Raw genomic sequence first — 20,307 nt, 5'->3', positions numbered from 1 at the left:
AAGTGCAATCGGCGCCATTCGGGTGATGGGAGTTCTGTTGTGATGGACGCAAAGTAAGTGTGCGAAAATCGAATCGCTCGCATCGTTTTTTCTGGCTTTTACCTGTTTCCATTCAAAAACTAATGGAACGCATCGATTCTCTGGTGTGGGTCGCCAGCATGCGCTATATTCTATCCGTACGCATAGATTTTTGGTGGTGTGATGAAAGTAATGGTGTCTGACGTTAAACAGGCTGGCATGCTCGTGCGCGCAGTACGAAAAAGTCAGTCTTTGAGGCAGGACGACTTGGCAGGAAGTGCCGGTGTCGGTCATGTCTTTGTCCGTGATGCGGAGCGAGGTAAGGAAACGATTGAGTTCGGTCGTTTTTTGCGTTTGCTTGACGAGCTGGGGATCCGCATGGAGTTCGACGTGCCCGAGTCGTCAATCCCGGAATATGAACGATTAAAAACCACAGGATTGAAACCGCTTCCGACCAGAGGAAGCAAGCGCACCGCTAAATATACGGGGCCAAATTCACCAGGAAGTAACGCATGAGAAGCCTCGTGGTCTATTACAACGGAACAAAGGTAGGCTTTCTCTCGGAGCAAGAAAACATTTGGGAGCTCTCATATGCCGACGAATGGCTGGCTTTCGCAGATGGGTTCGATCTTTCTCCGTCACTACCGAGAGATGAGAAAACCATAAAGGATGGCTCATCAAAGCGTCCTGTTCAGTGGTACTTTGATAACCTTCTACCAGAAGAAGCGTTGCGCCAGGTTGTTGCCAAAGAGGCTGGACTGAAGTGGGAAGATTCCTTCGGTCTTCTTGAATATTACGGTGCTGAGTCTGCCGGAGCGTTGGTTTTGCTCGAACCTGAAGTCTCGCGGGATCTTCCTGTTGGGCGAAAAAGATTAACCCATGATCAATTGAGTCAACGCATTAAAAATCTCCCCAGATCCTCGCTGCAGAAGGACTCTCCAAAGCGCATGTCGTTGGCTGGCGCACAGCACAAGATGTTGATTGTTCTGGAAGGTGAAGACATCTACGAACCCGAAGCGGGCACACCGTCTACACATATCCTGAAGCCTAATCACCCTGAATCAGACTATCCAGCCTCGGTAATAAATGAATACTTTATTATGAGGCTTGCTCGGGAAATGAAGCTGGACGTTCCCGATGTCAGCATGCGCTATGTACCCGAGCCCATATATATCATTGAACGATTTGACCGGTGGCGCGATGCAGACGGGGAAGTACATCGCATCCACGTGATAGACACTTGCCAGCTTTTAAACAGAGACAGGGCTTTCAAATACACCGGCGCAAATATCGAGTCTCTAAACGACGCGATTTGTGAATGCCGGAGCAAGGCTAAAGCACGTATGAGCCTGTTCAGTTGGTTAGTTTTTAACGTTCTCACAGGCAACGGTGATAATCACTTAAAGAATATTTCGTTCATTGTCGATCGGGAAGGCATTCGTGTGGCTCCGGCTTATGATCTTTTGGCAACCGCTGTTTATGACACGAAAGCGCTCGCGGTTGAGAACGCGAGGTGGCCGTCATCTGAATTGGCGCTCGAGGTCAGTGACACCGCCAAAACCTTCGGGGCAGTGACCTTTGAGGATTTGGAAAAGGCGGGAATGATGCTGGGATTGGCCAAAAGCTCAGTCTCACGGGAAATTAACCGTCAGCTGGATAGGATTATTCCGACGGCCTCCGAGCTTTTTGAAAAGGTTTGTGGCGAACATGAGGAATTGGTTGAGAAGTCACCGAACGGAGTTGAGGCCAAAAAGAACTGGGGGATCGAGCAGAAACTAATCAGGTCTATCCTGCATATTATCCTGAATGACATGGAGCGTAGTCTTCGCGCAGGCCATTCGAAAATAATGGCCTGACCGATATAGATTTTATGACCGCGCGCTCTGAGTTGAGTCTAGGTTAAGTCAAACTTGGGAGCTGCCTAAAAGATCAGGATGGACTCGCAACGCTTTGGGCGCGTTGCTCGGGGCTTCGCCCCGCCTTCGCTTTGCTGCGGTGCCCAAACGGCTGGCGCCGTTTGTATTCGGCCGCTTAGCGACCTCACCCCTACGGGGCCGTCGTCACTGCGTTCCGACGTTCCCTCCGCCTGCGTTGCAGGCTCCGGGTCAAACGCAGGTTCTCATCAGGGCTAACGAACAAACCAGAGTTCCATAAAAAAGCCCACGCGAGGTGGGCTTTTTTATGGAATATGGCCCGCCCGTCAGGATTCGAACCTGAGACCTTTGCCTCCGGAGGGCAACGCTCTATCCAGCTGAGCTACGGGCGGAAGAAATCAAACGCTTGGTGCGTCAATTTCGAGTGCGCAATCTTACGTGTGATGGGGTGTTCTGTCCAGTCCTCTTGGCATCTTCGGAGCGCTGGTCTGGGTTTCTGGCGGAATCGGCTTCGGCCCTGGGGTTTCTGGGGTAGTAGCGTTCTGGCAACCGTTCGATGTGGGGGAAGAAACGGGTGTCCTTGTAGGGCATTTTCATGAAGCCGGAGACGCCGAGGCCGGTAATATGATCCACGGCGGAGAGAATCTCGTCGAGAAGGCGGGAAAATTCTTCTTCCCGGTCCGGGTCGAGCAGCCGGTAGTGGCTGTGGATCTTGAGGTGGCGGGGCAGGGCCTCGAAGATGATCATGCCGGTGTGGTGGATGTCGTTCAGGGCTTCCAGTGCGGTGATGATGGTTTTGGGCAGGACCAGGAATTCCTCCGGGTCGGGGCCGTCCTCGAAGTAGGAATGCACCCGGGATTCGTCTTCCACTTCCGGTGCCGCGCTGACCTCGTAGCGCAGTTGCATGCCGGGTTCGACCTGAAAGGGCTGGTCCGGTTCGTCGCGGTCGATGTGCAGGGTGTTGCGGGCATTGAACAGGCAGCTTTTGAAGATGCCCTGGCGGTAGATGGCCTGGGCCAGGTACACCATGTTGTTGACGGCCCTGACAAAGGCCGCCTTCAGGTTGGGGTCGTGCAGGTTCAGTGAGGTGTCAATGTAGACACCATCGGTCTCCCAGCGCACGGCGAGGCCGCCTTCGACGGGGTATCGTCCCAGTCGACTGACGGCGGCCAGAAACGCCTTTTCGGTCTCCCCCATGCCCTGCATGAAGTTTTTGTAGTACCGGTCCAGTTGAACGTCGTTGACGTCGTTGAGGGTTTCCGGGGCGCCCTCCTGCCGCAGGAAGGATTTGCGGGAACTGTACACGACGGTGTCGATTTCGTGGTCTGATGGTCGTGTCCACACTGGCACCAGAGGGGCCACGGGCGGTTCCGGCAGATCGATCATCACCGTGCGCGCCATTCTCGGCATTTCTTTCAGGTAGTAGTCACCGGCCTGTCGACGCGTCTCCGGGTCCGGGGCCAGCATGCCATCGAGCATACGGGCGAATTCCATGGGGAGCCCCAGGGAGCTCGCGGGAATTGCCTGATGACCAAAGCGGCATGACTGGCCGGAAGCCAGTGCATAGAGTGTTCCGGCTGCGCCCTGTTCGTCGAAGCGGGGCGACGACAGGCCGCCGTTCAGCTGCTCCTCGCCAATGAAGTAGACATCCCCCAGACGGGCGTTGGTTTGCTGAAGGTTGTCGGACATCAGCTCCATGACATTGGCGGTGATGAACTGCTGATTGGCGTCGAGCTGCGCGAACACCGATGAGCCCCAGTCGATCAGGGCAATGTTTTCGGTGCTGGCATCGAAGACCAGGTTTGATGGTTTGATATCGCCGTGCACGATGGGCCGTCCGGCGGGGCCGTTCTCGCGGCGCAGGTTGCGCAGGATGTCGGCAAGCTGGTCGGCGATCCGGATCACCAGCCTCGGTTTCAGGCGGCCCTCACGCAGGGACACTTCTTCCAGGTTAAGGCCGGCGGCCCGCTCCATCACCAGGATGGGCTGGTTGCGTGCCCGCTGATAGGCGATGAGTCGGGGCACCCGCGGGTGCCGGACTTGCTCGAGGATGTAAGCTTCATCTTCGAGCCGGTCCTGAAGGTGTTGTGGCAGGTTGATGCGGGTGAACTTGAAGACATGCTCGGGATCATTGGCGCTCTGGCTTGGCAGGCGGCCTGCAAACACAAAGCCGTAGGCGCCCTTGCCGATCATCTCAATGTCCTGGTAACCCAGTTGGCGGAGCTGGGTGGCGCAGAGCGCCACCCAGTCCTTGAGCTTCTTGGCATCGTCATGGCTGAGCAGGTAGATCGACTGCTCTTCAGGTATGTAGAACTGCTGCAGTTGCGTCTTCTGCGCCATGATGCCCCGTCAGCCCAGATGCAATAGCATCGATTGCGGCGATTCCAGATAGCCTTTCCAGCGGTTGCAGAAACGGGCAATGGTGCCACCATCGATGATGCGATGGTCGCCCGCCCAGCTCACTGTCAGGATGGAGCGTTCCACCACCTGGCCATTGGCGTCGAAGCGCGGCAGTTTCTGGGTCCGGCCCAGGGCCACAATCGCCACTTCCGGTGCGTTGATGATGGGTGCGGCGTAGGTGCCGCCCAGAGCGCCAATGTTGGAGATGGTGATGGTGCCGCCCTTGAGATCCTCCTGGCTGACACGGCCTGAGCGGGCCGCCTCGGTCAGGCGCGCCACTTCATCGGCAACGCCCAGCAGGGTGCGGCTTTCCACGCCCTTGACGTTGGGGACCATCAGGCCCGCCTTACTGTCCACCGCCATGCCGATATTGCACTGGGACAGGTAGTGAATCTCGGTAACGTCGTCATTGAGACGGCTGTTGAGTACCGGGAATTCCTGAACCGCAAGTGCCATGGCCTTCATGAAGAAGGGCATCAGTGTCAGCCGTGAGCCACTGGCTTCGGCCTCCGGTTTGAGCTGTTCCCGCAGTTTCAGCAGGTCGGTGACATCAATGTCTTCACTGTAGATGAAATGAGGAATGGTGGTCGCCGACGCCACCATACTGCGGGCCATCGCGGCTTTGATGCCCCTGATCGGCTCGATCCGCACTTCCTGCTCACCCTCCGGCTGCCTGCGTGCACTGCCCGGCTGTGATTCGCCGGCACGTGCCTGGCCTTGCGCAGGCGCGGCGGGCTTGTCGAGGTGGGCCAGCACATCGGCTTTCAGCACCCGGCCATCCTTGCCCGAGCCGGCGATGTCCGCCAGGTTCAGGTCATGTTCCCGCACCAGGCGGCGCACGGCGGGGCTGGCGGGAATCCGCTGCCGTTTTCCCGTTGTGACCGGTTTTGCGGTTGCCGGCGAGGACTCCGAAGCAGGCGCCGGCTGTGTCGCGGCTTTTGTCTCGGCGGGCTCATCACGATCGCGGGGAATAAACGCAAACAGCGGGGAGTGCACCCGGGCCATCTCCTGCTGCTGGTGATAGAGTTTGGTGACACGGCCGGCCTTGGGGGCGGTGATCTCGACCATCGCCTTGTCGGTCATGACATCCACTACCGGCTGGTCTTCCTCGATCTCGTCACCCTCGGCCACGCGCCATTCCACCACTTCACACTCGACGATGCCTTCGCCGATATCCGGCAGGATAAAGTCCTCGGTGACGTCGTCAGCGGTTGCGTTGCTGGCGCCGGATGGTTCCTGCGCTACAGGCGCCTCGCTAGCGGTGTCGGTTTCGACGGGCTGTGCTTGAGGTTCTGCACCTTGTTCACTTTCGCCACCTTCTTCCACCAGCTCAAACAGCGGGGCGTGGACTTTCGCGATGTCGCCTTCCTTGTGATACAGGCGGGTAACCTTGCCCTTGTACGGTGCCGGAATTTCCACCAGTGCCTTGTCGGTCATCACCTCGGCTACGGGCTGGTCCTCTTCTATGATGTCACCTTCGGCGACCAGCCATTTGACCAGTTCGCACTCCACGATACCTTCGCCGATATCGGGCAGTATAAAATCACTCATGATTGCTCTCCTGTCCTGATATCAACCTAGAATTCCACGCTCGACCTGATGGCCTCGTAGACCTTCAGGTGATTGGGCAGATGCTCTTTTTCCAGCACCAGCGGGAAGGGGGTGTCCATCCCGGTGACCCGAGCGATCGGGGACTCCAGGTACAGGAAGCAACGCTCCTGTATGGTCGCCGCAATTTCGCCGGCGAAACCGCCGGTCAGCGGGGCTTCATGGGTCACCACCAGGCGCCCGGTCTTCAATACCGAGTTGGCCACGGTTTCCACATCCCATGGCAGGATGGTTCTCAGGTCGATGACTTCACAGGAAATGCCTTCTTTTTCCGCCATTTCGACGGCGTGTTCAATCACTTCCATCTGCGCGCCCCAGCCCAGCACGGTCACATCCGTGCCTTCCTTGAGCACTTCCGCTTCGCCCAGCGGCAGCCGGTAGTCTTCGTCCGGTACTTCGCCCACGGAGGCGCGGTAGAGCCGTTTCGGTTCGAAGAACAGAGTCGGATTAGGATCGTGGATGGCTCCCAGTAGCAGGCCCTTGGCCTGGTGCGGGTTGCGCGGCACCACAATTTTCAGGCCTGGTGTATGGGCAAAGTAGGCTTCTGGTGATTGCGAGTGGTAAAGCCCGCCGGCAATGCCGCCACCATAGGGCGCACGAATGGTTAATCCGCCCACGTTGAACAGGTTGCCAGAACGGTAACGGAACTTCGCAGACTCGTTCACGATCTGGTCGAATGCCGGGAAGATGTAATCGGCAAACTGTATCTCGGCCACGGGTACGGAACCCTGGGCCGCCAGACCGTTGGCGAAGCCGATGATGCCTTGTTCCACCAGCGGCGTGTTGAAGCAGCGGGCCTTGCCGTACTTCTCTTGCAGGTGGCTGGTGGCGCGGAAAACACCACCGAAGACGCCTACGTCCTCACCGAAACACAGCACCCGTTCATTTTCGGCCATGGCGGTGTCGAGGGCATTGTTGATGGCCTGGAGCATATTCATCTTGGTCATCTCAAGCCCCTCCCTTGGCGTGTTCGGCACTCTTCGGATAGGCGTCCGGATGCCGGCGGATGTGCGCTTTGAGCTTGTCGAGCTGTTGGGCGAGGGCGGGCGGCACCTCGTCGTAGACATCGCTGACCAGCGAATCAAGCGGGGGTGGTGGCCGCTTCTGTGCCCGTTTCATGGTTTCCAGCACCTCGCGGCGCATGTTTTCCTGCAACTGTTTTTCGTCGTCTTCGCTCCACCACTTCTTGCTCTCGAGCCAGAGCCGCATCCGCAGGATGGGGTCTTTCTCACGCCAAACGGCTTCCTCGTCCTTGCTGCGATAGCCGGAGGGATCGTCGGAAGAAGAGTGGGCGGCCAGGCGATAGCTCATGGCTTCGATCAGTACCGGGCGATTGTGCTCCACCGCCAGGCTGCGGGCTGCTTTGGTGGCCTCGTGCATGGCAAGAATGTCGTTACCATCCACGCGGATCACGTCCATTTTGTAACCGTAGGCCCTGGGTGCAACGCCATCGGCGGCGAACTGTTCAGCGGCCGGGGTGGAAATGGCGTAGCCGTTGTTGCGGCACAGGAAGATCACCGGAACGCGATGCACGGCGGCCATGTTCAGGGCGGCGTGGAAGTCACCCTCCGATGCGGCGCCTTCGCCAAAATAGGTAATGGTGCAGTGGCCCTCGCCCGCCATTTTCTGGCCGTAGGCGTAACCGGTGGCCTGGGGAATCTGCGTGGCCAGGGGCGATGAAATGGTCATGTAGTTCAGCTTGCTGGAACCGTAGTGAACGGGCATCTGGCGCCCTTTGCCGTAGTCCAGTTCGTTGCCGAACAGCTGGTTCATGAACTCATCGATGGTGAAGCCGCGATAGACCAGGGAACCCTGTTCCCGATACTGCGCCATGATCATATCGCCATCATCCAGCGCAGCGGTACTGCCGATCACGGCGGCTTCTTCGCCGGTGCACTGCATGTAGAAGCTCAAGCGCCCCTGTCGCTGGGCGGCGAGCATGCGCTCATCGAGAATCCGGGTGGTGACCATCGCGCGGTAGATGCGCAAGGCTTTCTCTTTGTCGAGATCAGGCGCCTTGGCGCCCTTATAGAGAGAGCCGTCCTGCTTCAGTAACTTGAAGGTGGGAATACGGAATTCCGCACCGTCGGTAAAGACCGGGGAATAAACAACTTTGGATTTTGTTGTTGTCATAATCCTCTTCCTGGGGTATTGGCCTGAGGAACAAAAACACCCCTTGTGAGGGTGTCGCTGATTTTATTGTAGACAACCTGACGGGATCTGGTGTGATCCTCACAGGACTACTTGGTGTTTACCTTAACGTAAACTGCGCCTTTCGGGTAGACCCGGTACGATGATTTTAATCTTTGCGTGACGGGAGCGCGGGCTCCCGAATCGTCGTATGGATTGTTACGCCGGGTAGAGAGGGACGGGCGTTATGCTGACCAGGGATTCCTCGTTGCCGATGTTGACCTCTCCGTCCTGGATGGTGCACTGCAGGTTCATTCCCCGCTCCGCGAGGCTGGCCAGTTCGGCGGTGGCTTCCGGGGGCAGGTCGATGATGGTCAGGTTTCTGAAACGGTTCAGCTTCCCCCGGTGCTTTTCCCACCACAGGGACACGGCGCGGCCACCGTAGGTATAAAGGATCACCTGTTCGGCACGATTGCAGGCCTTGCGCAGGCGACTCTCGTCGGGCAGGCCAAGCTCCACCCACAGTTCGATATCGTCGCTCAGGCTCTTCTGCCAAAGATCTGGCTCGTCGTCAGTGCTGATGCCTTTGGTGAACTCCAGGGTCTCACTGGCATTGAGGACAAACGCCAGCAGCCGGATCATCATGCGTTCATCGGTCTCCGACGGGTGGCGGGCGACCGTGAGGTGGTGGTCGACATAGTAGTGCCGGTCCATGTCGGCGATGTTCAGTGTTGCCTTGAAGATGGTTGCCTTGAGCGCCATTGAGCTTTCCGTAGTCGTGTTCGCTTGGTGATATGTGGGCAGTGTAAATCAAATGGCCGGGTTCTGCTGAGAGGCCGCTGATACATTGATTTGCACAAAAATCGCTCACAGGGGTTGCAAAGCCGCATGCAAATGACAATAATTATCACTAGCTTTCATTGGGCCGTGAGTGATCTTTCTATGTATGTATGCCTTTGTCATGGTGTAACAGACCGCGAAATTCGTGAAGCCGCCGATAACGGCGTCAATTCCATGCGTCAGCTCGGTAAGGAACTCGGCGTGGGTACACAGTGTGGCCGTTGCGCCTGCACCGCCCGTGAAATCCTGCGTGAAAGCCGCACCCCGGATTATCTTGCGATGGCAAACATGCTGGCTCAGCCCGCCTGATCCGGTTGTTACTGCGACCCTTTCCCATTTGTGATTTTTTCTTCCTTTAGGAAGGGCTATCCTTGTACGGATCGAACATCCAAGCAAGGAGAACCGTCATGAAAGGCGACAAGAAAGTCATCCAGTTCCTGAACAAAGTGCTCGCCAACGAGCTTACCGCCATCAATCAGTATTTCCTGCATTCCCGCATGTACAAGGATTGGGGCATCACCAAACTTGCCGCCAAGGAATACGAAGAATCCATTGATGAAATGAAGCACGCCGATCTTCTTATCGAGCGCATCCTGTTCCTTGAGGGCCTCCCCAACCTGCAGGACCTGAACAAGCTGCTGATTGGTGAGAACGTTGAGGAAATGCTGTCCTGTGATCTGAAGCTGGAATTGACGGCGCATGCGGATCTCAAGGAAGCCATCGTTCACTGTGAAACCGTCAAGGATTACACCAGCCGTGAGCTGTTCCGCCATATTCTGGACAGCGAAGAAGAACACATCGACTGGCTGGAAACACAACTGGAAATGGTCGGTCAGATGGGTATTCAGAATTACGTTCAACTGCAATCGTCTGCTGCGGAGTAATTCCAGACAATGGATCTGTCCTGTTTTAAAGCCTATGACCTGCGTGGCCGCGTGCCGGATCAGCTCAACCCGTTACTGGCCGAGCGCATTGGCAGGGCCTATGTAGAAGTGACGGGCGCCAAAAAGGTGATTGTCGGTTATGACATCCGCCTGTCCAGCCATGAGATCACCGAAGCCCTAAGCTCCGGCCTGACGGCCGCGGGCGCGGATGTGTTTGATATTGGCCTGTGCGGTACCGAACAGGTCTACTTCGCCACCAGCCATTACAAAATGGACGGCGGCATCATGGTAACGGCCAGCCACAATCCGAAAGACCACAACGGCATGAAAATGGTGGGCCCGGAATCCCGGCCTATCAGTTCCGACAACGGCCTCAACGACATCCGCGACCGCGTCCCCGAGCCGTTTGGCGACGCGCCGGCCCAGGGCTGCTATGAGCCCCTGGAAGTCATGGGCGCTTATATCGATCACCTTCTCGGCTACGTTGATGCCGCTGCGCTGAAACCGCTGAAAATTGTGGTAAACGCCGGAAATGGCGGTGCGGGCCTGGTGATTGACCAGTTGGAGAAGCACCTGCCATTTGAGTTCATCAAGGTGCATCACCAGCCGGATGGCCACTTCCCTAACGGCGTACCAAATCCGATCCTGGAGGAAAACCGTGCCGCCACCGCCGAAGCGGTTAAAGCCAACGGTGCGGCCATGGGGATAGCCTGGGACGGTGACTACGACCGCTGCTTCTTCTTCGACGAAAACGGGCGATTTATTGAAGGTTACTACATCGTTGGCCTGCTGGCGGACCAGTTCCTCCGCAAGACCGGCGGTGGCAAAGTCATCCACGACCCGCGCCTGACCTGGAATACCCTCGATCTGGTCAAAGCCGCCGGCGGCGAAGCCATCGAAAGCAAAACCGGCCACGCCTTCATCAAACAGCGCATGCGGGATGAAGATGCGGTATACGGCGGCGAAATGAGCGCCCACCACTATTTCCGGGACTTCGCCTACTGCGACAGCGGCATGATTCCCTGGTTACTGGTGGCAGAGCGTTTGTGCCAGTCCGGTAAGCCACTGTCATCACTGATCGATGCCAGAATCGAAGCCTACCCGGCCAGCGGTGAAATCAACCGCACCATCGCCGATCCCCCCAAGGTCATCGCCGCCATCGAAGCCGCCTACGGCGCCGATGCCAAAAGCGTCAGCCACGTGGACGGCGTGAGCGTTGAGTTCGATGACTGGCGCTTCAACTTGCGGATGTCCAACACCGAACCGGTTGTTCGCCTGAACGTAGAATCTCGGGGTGACATTGCGTTGATGAAAGCGAAAACTGAAGAGTTGCTGGCGGAAATGGAACGGTTGAATACTTAAGGCTTGCAGAAGAGTCTGGGGCCAGTCGGGCGGGTAGTATTTTCAGAAACTGTGCGGAGCCATGGATGGCGGAGCCAAGCGTACAAGGACGTATTCACAGCGTGTTTCTGAAAATACTACCCGCCTGACTGGTCTTGCTCCGATAGTTCAAAGCCAGTCATTCAGCATGATGCCAATACCAATCCGCTGAATCCTCTCGTTGTAATCAATCAGACTCTCCCCATACCCGTTGTAGTACTGGAAGAACCCCCTGAGGGTGTCCCCCATCGGAAAGCTGTAACCAAACTCCACCGACGTCTTGTTATCCTCGGAGCGCAGATTGTTTCGCAGCTTCAGGGAAAGCGTGCGGTCCTCGGTCAGCTTGTAGACCGCCAGATAGTCCGCGTGACCAACAAAGCGTTCAATGTCGGGGTTGTCATCCTCACTCTCGTCTTCCGGTATTCGATACCAAGGCTGCACCAGAAAGAGCCAGCGATCGTAACTGTACCCGATAGAAGTCATGATTCGGTTCCAACTGCGGGAACGGGGCTCCGATTGCCCATTGGACTGATGGTTAATGCCCAGGGTGACACCGCTGAGGGTGCCCGGGCCGATATCGTAGTTCGCCTGGTAGCGCAGGAAGACTTCCGGCTCGTAGTTGGTTTCCCGGAAAGGTGCCGATTCATCGGTGTTGTACACCTGCCAGAAGGATTGCTGGGTGTAGCCAAACCACAGCGTGGTGCGATCATCCAGCATGCCTGTCAGCAACGGCACCTTGAAACTGATTTGGTACTTGGCTTCCTCATTGTTGACGGAATGGTCGTAGGGGCTTCCTCCCAGTCGTGGGCTGACGGGAACCTCATTCGGTGTGTCCACCCAGGTAAAGGGCAGGATATAGGTGGGGCGGTGACCCACAAAACTGCCAGAGAAGGAAAAGATCGCCTTTTCTGTGGCGGTGTAGCGCTTGACCAGCGCGGCCATGACACCGCTATCCTCATCCCCGGCGTCGGCGGTAGCGTCCTCGACAACCGCTTCATCCTCCGCGACCTCGCCTGGCTCGTCATATTCGAGAGTATCGGTAGCTTCTTGCGCTTGTCGTGTTTCTTCCGGTTCGGCCGTTTCCTGCGCTTTCCCGGGAGCGTTAATGCGATCGTAGCAGGCCAGGCGCTGAATGCCGTCGTCAATCAGTGCACAGTCTTCCAGGGTCAGATCATCCATGGTCGCGACTTCTTCACCAGACTGCCCATGGGCCAGGGCAGGGAGCAGGCAGGCTGTGGCCAGCAGGATGAGCGCAAAGCTAAATCGGGACGAAGCGCCGCGGGATGTATCCATATCCGCTATTCCTTATTAGACGTTCAGGCTGATCCAGGTATTAACGATGCCGTATAACCAGACACCCATAAGGGTGAGGGCGAGCAACGCGAAGACGATCTTGTGACGGGTCTTGTGGTCGGCTTGTGCCGCGGCAACCCAGCGCAGATACATCAGGCCGATAAAGCTGCAGAAAACCGCGAGGCTGGCGATGGCCGGAATTAACAGCCATCCGGGGCTCAGTGCGGCGCCATCATCGGCACGTCCCGAAAACCACGCCATGGAAACGAGCAACAGTGCCAGCGAGGCAAATTCCAGTATCAGCAAGGGTTTGCGAAGTGGGTGGGGTGATTGTTCGGCTTGTCGCATAATCCTGTGTTCCCCGATGAATGGGTGGTTACTATGGTACCCGGAATGAGCGTCAAAGGCTCAGATGCTTACGAAACGGCAATTAAAATGGTTGAAATCAGTCGATGATTTTGCTCTTTGGTTTTTTTGCCTTGCCGCAGTCGCTATAATGCGGCGACTGATTATTATAACGCTCAAATGCGAGGTGCATTGTGAAGATGAAGAGAGTCCTGGCTGCTGTATTGCTTGGCTTCGGCCTGACAGCGGGTGCCGTAATGGCAAGTGTTGAAGACGAAATCCGTGCACGCATTGCCCCGGTGGGTGAAGTTTGTGTACAGGGCGATGATTGCGGATCCGCGGCAGCGCCTGCAGCAGACGCCAGCTCGGGACCTCGCGCTGGTAACGAAGTTTACGATGCCGCCTGTGTGGCCTGTCATGGGACTGGCGCCGCTGGTGCACCTAAGAAGGGTGACGCCGCCGCCTGGAGTGGCCGCATCGACAAGGGACTGGAAACTCTGGTAGATCACGCCATTAACGGCTTTAACGCCATGCCCCCCAGAGGTGCCTGTAGCAACTGTTCCGATGAGGAAATTCAGGCTGCGGTAGAATATATGGTGTCCGAGAGCGAATAATTCACTGCCTCGGTAATGTAAAGAAAGCCCCGCTGATGCGGGGCTTTCTTCGTTCAGGGCTGGGTGTTACTGGCGTGGTTAGCCAGTGGTCGCCAGGACAGACGTCCGGTGATGGCGGTGCTGTCGCTTGCTTCGGGTTTGACAGGAATGCGCCAGTCAGTGGTCTGGTCCGGGCGGCCCTCGGTGTGCGCCGTAAGTCTGGGGTCTACCCAGCCAAAGCTGCCGGACCCTGACACCTGCACCCAGGAAGTTTCTGAGCCCGGCTCGCTGCCCTTGCTCTGTGGCAGCGTCTGCCAGTGACGACTTTGCGTACTCGCTTCGACACGATCGCCGTGGAAACGCAGGAACGGCTGGTTGTCGCTGTCAAGAACGGTCAGGGTCTCCTCACCCCGATAGCTCAACATGATGGCCGGTTGTGGTGCGTCGAGGATCATCACCTGCATGGCGTCGACCCCGCCCTCATGGACGATGCTGGCCCGAAGGATCCCCTCCGGGGCGCCCTCGGCGCCCGGAGGTTGGTGAGCCATGCCCGGTACGGGCGTCAGAGTGGCAATGACCGCGCCAGTCGTCAGCATTGTTATGCTGGCGGATCGTGCGCGCTGAAGGACCTTGCGTCTCATACTTCCTCCTACAGCTGGCCAACCAGGTTGTCGATCAGGCTTTCGTCATCGCTGGTATCGTCCACCATCTGGGTGTCACCGCTGCACTCCAGGGCGCTGTTGGTTACCGTGACCGGGGCGGAAACCGACGGCACGCGACCTTCATCGGTGTTTTTACTGGCGAACAGCATGTATTTACCGGCGGGAACAACACTGCTGGTCTCCGGCATTTTCAGGCGCAGGTTACGACCGTTGCGGGACTGTACCGGCAGTTCAATGGTGCGCTGATCGCCGTCAATCAGGTGGGTCATGACGGTACGGCGCATCAGCAGCACTTTGTCGATCGCTTCGGCCTGGTCCACCTGAATGGTGAACTCATCCCCTGGCTCGAGACTTTCCGGCGCACTGAGGATTTCCGGGCGGTCGTTACGCATGGCGTACGGCGGGGTATAGATCTCGAAGCTGGGATCGCGGCCATCGTTTGGAGATAGGCCAAAATCTTCCAGATTGATGTGGGACAGGTAGGCGGTGTTGATCGGCGCGTGACCGCCAACCAGAACCCGGCCATCCGGCAACAGCACAGCGGTATTGTGGTAGGTCCGTGGGCGTTTACCCATGGCCATTTCCGTCCAGGTACCGGTTTCCGGATCAAACTTCTCCGCGGTCATGATCGGGCCTTCCAGGCCCGGCGCCACCACGCCATCCCGTGTGCCGCCGCTGAACACCATGACCGTACCGTCGGGCATGACCACGTTGGTGCCATACCAGCGCGGTTGATTCAGCGATCCGGTCAGGCGGGACTCGTATTCGATGTCGTCGCCATTGGTGCGCACGGTGTCGATGCGGCTATGGTCGGTTGGCAGGTAACCGCCCGGGTTGGTGAGCAGGGCATAGCTGGGTACGCCGCCTGCGGTCAACAGTTCGACATCCGTGTACTCGCCGTTTTCATTGGGCTTCAGCGGCAGCATGGTGGAAGAGGTGGAGCCTCGCATGCCGCCAGCAATAGCGGTTTTCAACGTTTCTTCATCCACGTTCAGCTCGCTGGCGGCTGTCAGCAGGTCCGAGGCCGAACCCAGGACGTCGCCCAGCAGTGAAGAGCCTTGCTCCTGCGATAGGTTGGTGATGTTCAGAGTGCTGCTGAGTTCGCCCAGACCGATTTCGTCCAATCGCAGGGGCAGGCCGGCGTAGCCGATATCGGTCCAGCTCTGTTCCTCCGGATCAAACGTGGCCACGATGTTCCACAGGGCCTGGTCGTAACCCTGGCCAAACGGGTTAAAGGCCTGGCCGCCGGCGTTGTAGAGCACGTGCCCGTTGGGGAGCAGGTGCAGGCGAGGATACAGCGGCAGGGAGCGGTCAGCCGTGGACGGGTTCTGGGTCCAGGTCCCGCTGCACGGATCGTAGGTTTCGGTCTGAACCACGTTGCGGCCGGAATTCAGCGGGTCTTCCGGATAGACGGGTTTCAGCAGTTTGGTGACGCCACTGGCGACAAAAACTTTGCTGTCCGGCAGGGTGACCAGGGAGGGATACCAGCGGCCGTAATTCATGTCGCCGCTTTGCGTCCAGGTGTTGGTTTCGGCGTCAAAGATGCGGGAGTTCTTGATACCCTCAAGCTCCGCGGCACCCAGGGGCAGACCGTCAACGCCCGGCTCGGAGTAGTAATCCGTGCCACCGACGGCCATAACACTGCCATCGGCCAGGCCAATGACGTCCGAACAGAACAAGGCGCCATCGTTCTTGTCGGTGTTGTCGGCGGTATCAATCACGCCATCAAGCGGCGTGCCGTTGAGCAGGGTTTCACTGTCATTGCCGTCGGGGTTGGCTCCCGCACGCAGTGGGTTGGGCTTGAACCATTGGGGCTGGTCGTTGTCATCAAATGACAGTAACCGGCTTTGATCGTTGATGGACACCTCGCCGAATTCGGCGACGATGGAAAGCTCCACGTTCTCGGTGCCTTCCAGGGCGTTCAGGTAAAGAATGCGGCCATCCTCCAGCAGTGCCATGGTACCGGCCGCTGGCTTGCATTCCTGCAGGCCCTCGGCGTTGGTCACGCATTTCTCGTCAGTTTCCACGGCGTTGCCATCCACGATAATAGTGGGCTCGGCAAAGGGGTCGCTGAAGGCGCCGGTGGGGGAGTAGTCATCTTTGAAGATTGGCAGGGGCTCGCTTTCCGCCCTGGCCTGATCCCCGGCAACGGCTGACTCCTGCTGGCTTTGGCTCGGCTCGGATGATGCGTTGTCATCGCCGGACGAACCGCCACAAGCGGACAGGGCCAGTGTGCCCAGGGCCAGAGCGATATGACGGTGCAGAAGGTTCTTGTTCCAGTTCATCCTGTGCTCCTCGATCTTGTTTTTGTCGGTAAGGAGGGCGGGGCGGTTACAGCCCAACCCATATACCCTACGTTCGGGGAGCAGAAATGGTTTCAGTTGTTCGGCAGTTTTTTGAAATATTGTCTGACAGAAATCGATAGCTAGGTACCGAGATCCCCCAGCAGCGCGCTCAGGGTGGCTTTGCCTTTTTTCTGGTTGGCTTCGACATCCAGGTCGCCCAGACCTTCCCATTTCAGGTCTTCTTCCGGCAGTTCGTCTAGAAACCGGCTGGGAATGGTTTCGATCTTTTCGCCGTACTGCTTGCGCTGGGCAGCGTAGGTGAGGGTCAGCGTCTCCCTGGCACGGGTGATGCCCACGTACATAAGCCGCCGCTCTTCCTCGATGTTGCCTTCTTCGATGCTGGCGCGGTGGGGCAGGATTTCCTCTTCCAGCCCCATGATGAAGACGTGGGGGAATTCCAGGCCCTTGGACGCGTGCAGGGTGAGGAGCTGGACTTTATCGCTGTCATCCTCTTCTTCCCGCTGTTCCATCATATCGCGGAGGATCAGCTTGCTGATGGCATCCTCGATACCCAGTTCGTCGGCGGTGCCTTTGCCGTCATCGAGCATGCGCTGGATCGACTCCACCAGGTACCAGATGTTCTGCATGCGGCGCTCCGCCTGTTTGGGCGTGCCGGAGTGCTGGTGCAGCCATTCCTCGTATTCAATGTCGGTAAACAGTTGTTTGATCACCGGTATCGGATCTTCCCTGTGTACCCGCTCGCAGATGTAGTCGACCCAGTGAGCAAAACGCCGCAGACGGTCCAGGCCTTTCTCGGTCACGTGGGTTTCCGCCCCCATATCGCCCAGGGCCTTGAACAGGCTAACGTTGCGGGCGCGGGCGTAGTGGCTGAGCTGTTCCAGGGTACGCGGTCCGATTTCCCGGCGCGGCACGTTGACCACCCGCAGGAAGGCGGCGTCGTCATCGGGGTTGATCAGCAGCCGCAGGTACGACATGGCGTCCTTGATTTCGTTTTTCGAGAAGAACGACTGGCCGCCGGAGATGCGATAGGGAATCTGGTAAGCCTGCAGCTTCATCTCCAGTAGCCGCGCCTGGTGGTTGCCGCGATAAAGCACCGAAAAATCCTTGAAGGCCAGGCCCTTTTTCAGCTTCTGGTCGAGGATTTCAGTGGCCACGCGGTCGGCTTCGGCGTCCTCGCTACGACAACGGACGATGCGGATTTCCTCGCCAATGGTGTGGTCACTCCACAGGGCCTTTTCAAACGCGTGGGGGTTATTGGCGATCACCGTGTTGGCGCTGCGCAGAATCCGCCCGGTGGAACGGTAGTTCTGCTCCAGCTTGACGATTTTCAGGCTGGGGAAGTCTTCCTTGAGCTGCGCCAGGTTCTCCGGGCGCGCGCCACGCCAGGCGTAGATGGACTGGTCGTCGTCGCCGACCACGGTAAACGCCGCCCGTTCCGCCACCAGCAGTTTGACCAGTTCGTACTGGCACACGTTGGTGTCCTGATACTCGTCCACCAGCATGTAACGGATCTTGCGGCGCCATTTGGCCAACACGTCCGGGTGGCTACGGAACAGTTGCACCGGCAGCAGGATCAGGTCGTCGAAATCCACCGCGTTGTAGGCCTTGAGGTATTCGTTGTACCTTTTGTAGATGAGGGCAATACGTTGCTCGCGTTCATCCGCCGCCTTGCTCCAGGCTTCCTCCGGCCCGCGCATGGCGTTTTTCCAGGAAGAAATGGTCATCTGGATGTCGGAGAGTTCATCGCCGGCGTCGGCGCTGTCCTCCCGCATCATCAGATCCTGTAACAATGCTTTGGCATCCTCGGCGTCAAAGATGGAAAAGCCGGGGTGGTAGCCCAGGTGCGGGTGCTCCTCCCGGATCATGTTCAGGCCGAGATTGTGGAACGTGGACACGATCAACCCGCGGGTCTGTTTTCGGTCTACAATGCGGCCCACGCGCTCTTTCATCTCGCGCGCCGCCTTGTTGGTGAAGGTAACAGCGGCAATGTGGCGCCCCGGAATGCCCAGCTGTTCAATCAGATAGGCGATTTTGCGGGTAATAACGCTGGTTTTGCCACTGCCGGCACCGGCCAGAACCAGCAGGGGGCCGTCGGCGTAGCGCACTGCTTCATTCTGTCTGGGGTTGAGTTTATTCATCCGCGCATTCTACACCAGCGAGAGATTCTGTACCTTGACGATCTATCGGCTATCCTTGGAAGATCGAATGTTGTTCATCATGGAGATCAGGCACCTTTAATGACACTGCCAATGGAAACAATGAGTTCCAGCCAGGTGCGCTTGCTGGTACTGACGCCGGAATACGCTGACTTCCTGTGGCTGGAGGCAACGCTTTCCGGTGATCGGGAACTGGTGCCGGACATGGTCTGGTGCCCGGACCTGATTGACTGTGATGACCTGATCCGCAACACCCACTTCGATGTCATTCTCTGGGACTGTGTGTTCCACGGCGACTCCGAGGCGTCGTTTCTGCAATACCTCAATGTCGCCAGTAATGATAAACCTGTCCTGGCGCTCAGTGCCGAGCCCAGTGCCGAGCGTGCGTCCGAACTCATCGCCAATGGTGCAGCAGATTACCTTTGTCGCCAGGCCCTGGATGCCTGGAGTCTGGCCCGGGCGGTCAAATGTCTCTGGTATCGCGAACAGCTGGCAGCCTCCGCCCATGGTCACCTGGGTCGGGAGGTGGCCAGTGGATTCATCAACCGCGACTTGTTCTTTGACCGACTCCAGCAGGCGTTGTTGAGGGCGGAGCGGGGCGGCCACCGCCTGGCCCTGTTGCATCTCAACCTGGACGATTTTCGCAGTTTCAACGAATCCTTTGGCTACCAGAAGAGTGACCAACTGGTGCTGAAGCTGGCGGATCGCCTGCGTCACAGTCTCCGCCGTGTGGACTCGCTGATGCGCATTGGCGGCGATGAGCTGGCCGTCATCGTGGAAAAGGTGGAAGACTCTCTCGATATTACCCAGATCATCCGCAAGGTGGTGAATGCGCTGAATGACCCGATCACGGTGGATGGCCAGAGCATGGTCATCAGCGCCAGTCTGGGGGTGGCGACCTATCCGGAAGCGGGGGACAGCCCTGAGAACCTGATGCGCCGGGCCAACCGCGCGATGTTTGAAGCCAAGCGTGATCCGGGCACCAGTTACCGGTTCTATGATCAGCAGTTGCATGTCCGTGCCGGTTACCAGCTGCGCCTGGAGGCGGATTTGCGCAATGCGTTGCGAGGCAAGGAGCTGGAGTTGTATTACCAGCCGCGTATCGACCTGGCCACCGAGGAGGTTCGTGGCGTGGAATGTCTCCTGCGCTGGAACCATCCGGAGCGGGGGCTGGTGGCTCCGGACGAATTCATTCCGGTGGCGGAGCGCAGCGGTCTGATCGTACCCATCGGTTACTGGGTCATCGAACAGGCCTGCAAGCGCCTGCAGGAGTCGGCGGAGCTTGGCTTCCCGGGGCTGGTGTTCGCGGTTAACCTGTCGTTCCGTCAGTTCCACGACCGCAAGATGACGGAGACCATCTTCCGTATTATCTTCAACGCCAATGTGGATACCAGCCTGCTGGAGCTGGAGTTGACCGAGAGCGCCATGATGCACGATCCGGAATACGCCCAGCGCTGCCTGCGGGAGCTCAATCAGCTGGGGATCAGTTTTGCCCTCGACGATTTCGGCACCGGATTTTCTTCCCTCAGCAATCTTCAGCACCTGCCGATTTCGCTGGTCAAGATCGACAAGTCCTTCGTGCAGGAACTGGGGCACTCCGCCGATGCGGAGCACATCATTCGCGCCATCATCAGCCTTGCCCACAGCCTGCAGATCAGTGTGGTGGCCGAGGGGGTGGAAACCGAGGGGCAGCTGGAATTCCTGCGCCAGCAGCATTGCGATGAAATTCAGGGCTATTACTACGCCACCCCTATGCCCTGGCAGGAACTTGTGCATTTCCTGAACAACCGGGGCGAGGCCGCTTGCCTGCAGCAGTAA

Annotated in this window: 17 protein-coding genes and 1 tRNA gene; 7 read left to right on the top strand and 11 right to left on the bottom strand. The window is 57.9% G+C overall.

Annotated elements, in window-relative coordinates; all coding sequences use genetic code 11:
- The first annotated feature begins 201 nt into the window (after positions 1-201).
- Positions 202-534 carry a helix-turn-helix domain-containing protein gene (locus tag ACJO3M_RS11190; protein ID WP_407001450.1) on the top strand — a complete coding sequence of 111 codons (333 nt, stop codon included), beginning with the start codon at positions 202-204 and terminating at the stop codon, positions 532-534.
- On the top strand, positions 531-1,874 hold the full coding sequence (locus ACJO3M_RS11185; protein WP_407001449.1) for a HipA domain-containing protein: 1,344 nt from the start codon (positions 531-533) through the stop codon (positions 1,872-1,874). Before ACJO3M_RS11190 ends, ACJO3M_RS11185 begins: the two co-directional genes overlap by 4 nt.
- Before the next feature lie 333 nt (positions 1,875-2,207).
- Here the strand turns inward: ACJO3M_RS11185 and ACJO3M_RS11180 are convergent.
- The 6 genes from ACJO3M_RS11180 to ACJO3M_RS11155 form a co-directional block, all read right to left on the bottom strand.
- Positions 2,208-2,284 (bottom strand) — tRNA-Arg (locus ACJO3M_RS11180).
- 22 nt (positions 2,285-2,306) lie between these two features.
- A complete protein-coding gene (locus ACJO3M_RS11175) occupies positions 2,307-4,232 on the bottom strand; it encodes a protein kinase domain-containing protein (RefSeq protein ID WP_407001448.1) in 1,926 nt (641 codons plus the stop codon).
- Between the two features lie 9 nt (positions 4,233-4,241).
- Entirely contained in the window at positions 4,242-5,843 is a 1,602-nt protein-coding gene (locus tag ACJO3M_RS11170) for a dihydrolipoyllysine-residue acetyltransferase (RefSeq protein WP_407001447.1), read from the bottom strand.
- Positions 5,844-5,869: 26 nt separating this feature from the next.
- Positions 5,870-6,847: an alpha-ketoacid dehydrogenase subunit beta gene (locus tag ACJO3M_RS11165; RefSeq protein WP_407001446.1), complete on the bottom strand. Its 978-nt coding sequence runs from the start codon at positions 6,845-6,847 to the stop codon at positions 5,870-5,872.
- A 1-nt stretch (position 6,848) separates the two neighbouring features.
- Complete coding sequence (locus tag ACJO3M_RS11160) at positions 6,849-8,033, bottom strand: thiamine pyrophosphate-dependent dehydrogenase E1 component subunit alpha (protein ID WP_407001445.1); 1,185 nt, start codon at positions 8,031-8,033, stop codon at positions 6,849-6,851.
- A 216-nt stretch (positions 8,034-8,249) separates the two neighbouring features.
- Positions 8,250-8,792 (bottom strand): YaeQ family protein, encoded by a 543-nt coding sequence (locus ACJO3M_RS11155; RefSeq protein WP_407001444.1) that lies wholly within the window; start codon positions 8,790-8,792, stop codon positions 8,250-8,252.
- A gap of 180 nt (positions 8,793-8,972) precedes the next feature.
- Here ACJO3M_RS11155 and ACJO3M_RS11150 point away from each other — a divergent pair, with 180 nt between their 5' ends.
- From ACJO3M_RS11150 to ACJO3M_RS11140, 3 genes are all read left to right on the top strand, one after another.
- On the top strand, positions 8,973-9,179 hold the full coding sequence (locus ACJO3M_RS11150) for a bacterioferritin-associated ferredoxin (protein ID WP_406985489.1): 207 nt from the start codon (positions 8,973-8,975) through the stop codon (positions 9,177-9,179).
- Positions 9,180-9,277: 98 nt separating this feature from the next.
- On the top strand, positions 9,278-9,754 hold the full coding sequence (gene bfr, locus ACJO3M_RS11145) for a bacterioferritin (protein ID WP_406985488.1): 477 nt from the start codon (positions 9,278-9,280) through the stop codon (positions 9,752-9,754).
- 9 nt (positions 9,755-9,763) lie between these two features.
- Positions 9,764-11,116: a phosphohexomutase domain-containing protein gene (locus ACJO3M_RS11140; protein WP_407001443.1), complete on the top strand. Its 1,353-nt coding sequence runs from the start codon at positions 9,764-9,766 to the stop codon at positions 11,114-11,116.
- Between the two features lie 147 nt (positions 11,117-11,263).
- On the opposite strand, the gene ACJO3M_RS11135 is transcribed toward ACJO3M_RS11140, so the two are convergent.
- Both ACJO3M_RS11135 and ACJO3M_RS11130 read right to left on the bottom strand, forming a co-directional pair.
- Positions 11,264-12,427 carry a phospholipase A gene (locus tag ACJO3M_RS11135; protein WP_407001442.1) on the bottom strand — a complete coding sequence of 388 codons (1,164 nt, stop codon included), beginning with the start codon at positions 12,425-12,427 and terminating at the stop codon, positions 11,264-11,266.
- Positions 12,428-12,442: 15 nt separating this feature from the next.
- Positions 12,443-12,775: a hypothetical protein gene (locus ACJO3M_RS11130; protein ID WP_407001441.1), complete on the bottom strand. Its 333-nt coding sequence runs from the start codon at positions 12,773-12,775 to the stop codon at positions 12,443-12,445.
- Positions 12,776-12,972: 197 nt separating this feature from the next.
- Here ACJO3M_RS11130 and ACJO3M_RS11125 point away from each other — a divergent pair, with 197 nt between their 5' ends.
- Positions 12,973-13,386 (top strand): c-type cytochrome, encoded by a 414-nt coding sequence (locus ACJO3M_RS11125; protein ID WP_407001440.1) that lies wholly within the window; start codon positions 12,973-12,975, stop codon positions 13,384-13,386.
- Positions 13,387-13,439: 53 nt separating this feature from the next.
- Here the strand turns inward: ACJO3M_RS11125 and ACJO3M_RS11120 are convergent, their stop codons facing one another.
- The 3 genes from ACJO3M_RS11120 to rep all read right to left on the bottom strand — a co-directional run bounded on the left by ACJO3M_RS11120 (position 13,440) and on the right by rep (position 18,471).
- Positions 13,440-14,006, bottom strand: a complete 567-nt coding sequence (locus ACJO3M_RS11120) for a hypothetical protein (RefSeq protein ID WP_407001439.1) — start codon at positions 14,004-14,006, stop codon at positions 13,440-13,442.
- A gap of 8 nt (positions 14,007-14,014) precedes the next feature.
- Positions 14,015-16,312 carry a galactose oxidase-like domain-containing protein gene (locus ACJO3M_RS11115; RefSeq protein ID WP_407001438.1) on the bottom strand — a complete coding sequence of 766 codons (2,298 nt, stop codon included), beginning with the start codon at positions 16,310-16,312 and terminating at the stop codon, positions 14,015-14,017.
- Between the two features lie 140 nt (positions 16,313-16,452).
- Positions 16,453-18,471, bottom strand: a complete 2,019-nt coding sequence (gene rep, locus ACJO3M_RS11110; RefSeq protein ID WP_407001437.1) for a DNA helicase Rep — start codon at positions 18,469-18,471, stop codon at positions 16,453-16,455.
- A 99-nt stretch (positions 18,472-18,570) separates the two neighbouring features.
- Here rep and ACJO3M_RS11105 point away from each other — a divergent pair, with 99 nt between their 5' ends.
- Positions 18,571-20,307, top strand: a complete 1,737-nt coding sequence (locus ACJO3M_RS11105) for a putative bifunctional diguanylate cyclase/phosphodiesterase (RefSeq protein ID WP_407001436.1) — start codon at positions 18,571-18,573, stop codon at positions 20,305-20,307.

It is taken from the genome of Marinobacter alkalisoli (assembly GCF_045449795.1).
GTDB lineage: Bacteria > Pseudomonadota > Gammaproteobacteria > Pseudomonadales > Oleiphilaceae > Marinobacter.
The sequence above is the reverse complement of the archived record's forward strand: the minus strand, read 5'-3'. Positions and strand labels throughout refer to the sequence as shown.

Coding starts and splice junctions, on each gene's coding strand:
- ACJO3M_RS11190 (WP_407001450.1), top strand. CDS start 202: ATGAAAGTAATGGTGTCTGACGTTAAACAGGCTGGCATGCTCGTGCGC.
- ACJO3M_RS11185 (WP_407001449.1), top strand. CDS start 531: ATGAGAAGCCTCGTGGTCTATTACAACGGAACAAAGGTAGGCTTTCTC.
- ACJO3M_RS11175 (WP_407001448.1), bottom strand. CDS start 4,232: ATGGCGCAGAAGACGCAACTGCAGCAGTTCTACATACCTGAAGAGCAG.
- ACJO3M_RS11170 (WP_407001447.1), bottom strand. CDS start 5,843: ATGAGTGATTTTATACTGCCCGATATCGGCGAAGGTATCGTGGAGTGC.
- ACJO3M_RS11165 (WP_407001446.1), bottom strand. CDS start 6,847: ATGACCAAGATGAATATGCTCCAGGCCATCAACAATGCCCTCGACACC.
- ACJO3M_RS11160 (WP_407001445.1), bottom strand. CDS start 8,033: ATGACAACAACAAAATCCAAAGTTGTTTATTCCCCGGTCTTTACCGAC.
- ACJO3M_RS11155 (WP_407001444.1), bottom strand. CDS start 8,792: ATGGCGCTCAAGGCAACCATCTTCAAGGCAACACTGAACATCGCCGAC.
- ACJO3M_RS11150 (WP_406985489.1), top strand. CDS start 8,973: ATGTATGTATGCCTTTGTCATGGTGTAACAGACCGCGAAATTCGTGAA.
- bfr (WP_406985488.1), top strand. CDS start 9,278: ATGAAAGGCGACAAGAAAGTCATCCAGTTCCTGAACAAAGTGCTCGCC.
- ACJO3M_RS11140 (WP_407001443.1), top strand. CDS start 9,764: ATGGATCTGTCCTGTTTTAAAGCCTATGACCTGCGTGGCCGCGTGCCG.
- ACJO3M_RS11135 (WP_407001442.1), bottom strand. CDS start 12,427: ATGGATACATCCCGCGGCGCTTCGTCCCGATTTAGCTTTGCGCTCATC.
- ACJO3M_RS11130 (WP_407001441.1), bottom strand. CDS start 12,775: ATGCGACAAGCCGAACAATCACCCCACCCACTTCGCAAACCCTTGCTG.
- ACJO3M_RS11125 (WP_407001440.1), top strand. CDS start 12,973: ATGAAGAGAGTCCTGGCTGCTGTATTGCTTGGCTTCGGCCTGACAGCG.
- ACJO3M_RS11120 (WP_407001439.1), bottom strand. CDS start 14,006: ATGAGACGCAAGGTCCTTCAGCGCGCACGATCCGCCAGCATAACAATG.
- ACJO3M_RS11115 (WP_407001438.1), bottom strand. CDS start 16,312: ATGAACTGGAACAAGAACCTTCTGCACCGTCATATCGCTCTGGCCCTG.
- rep (WP_407001437.1), bottom strand. CDS start 18,471: ATGAATAAACTCAACCCCAGACAGAATGAAGCAGTGCGCTACGCCGAC.
- ACJO3M_RS11105 (WP_407001436.1), top strand. CDS start 18,571: ATGACACTGCCAATGGAAACAATGAGTTCCAGCCAGGTGCGCTTGCTG.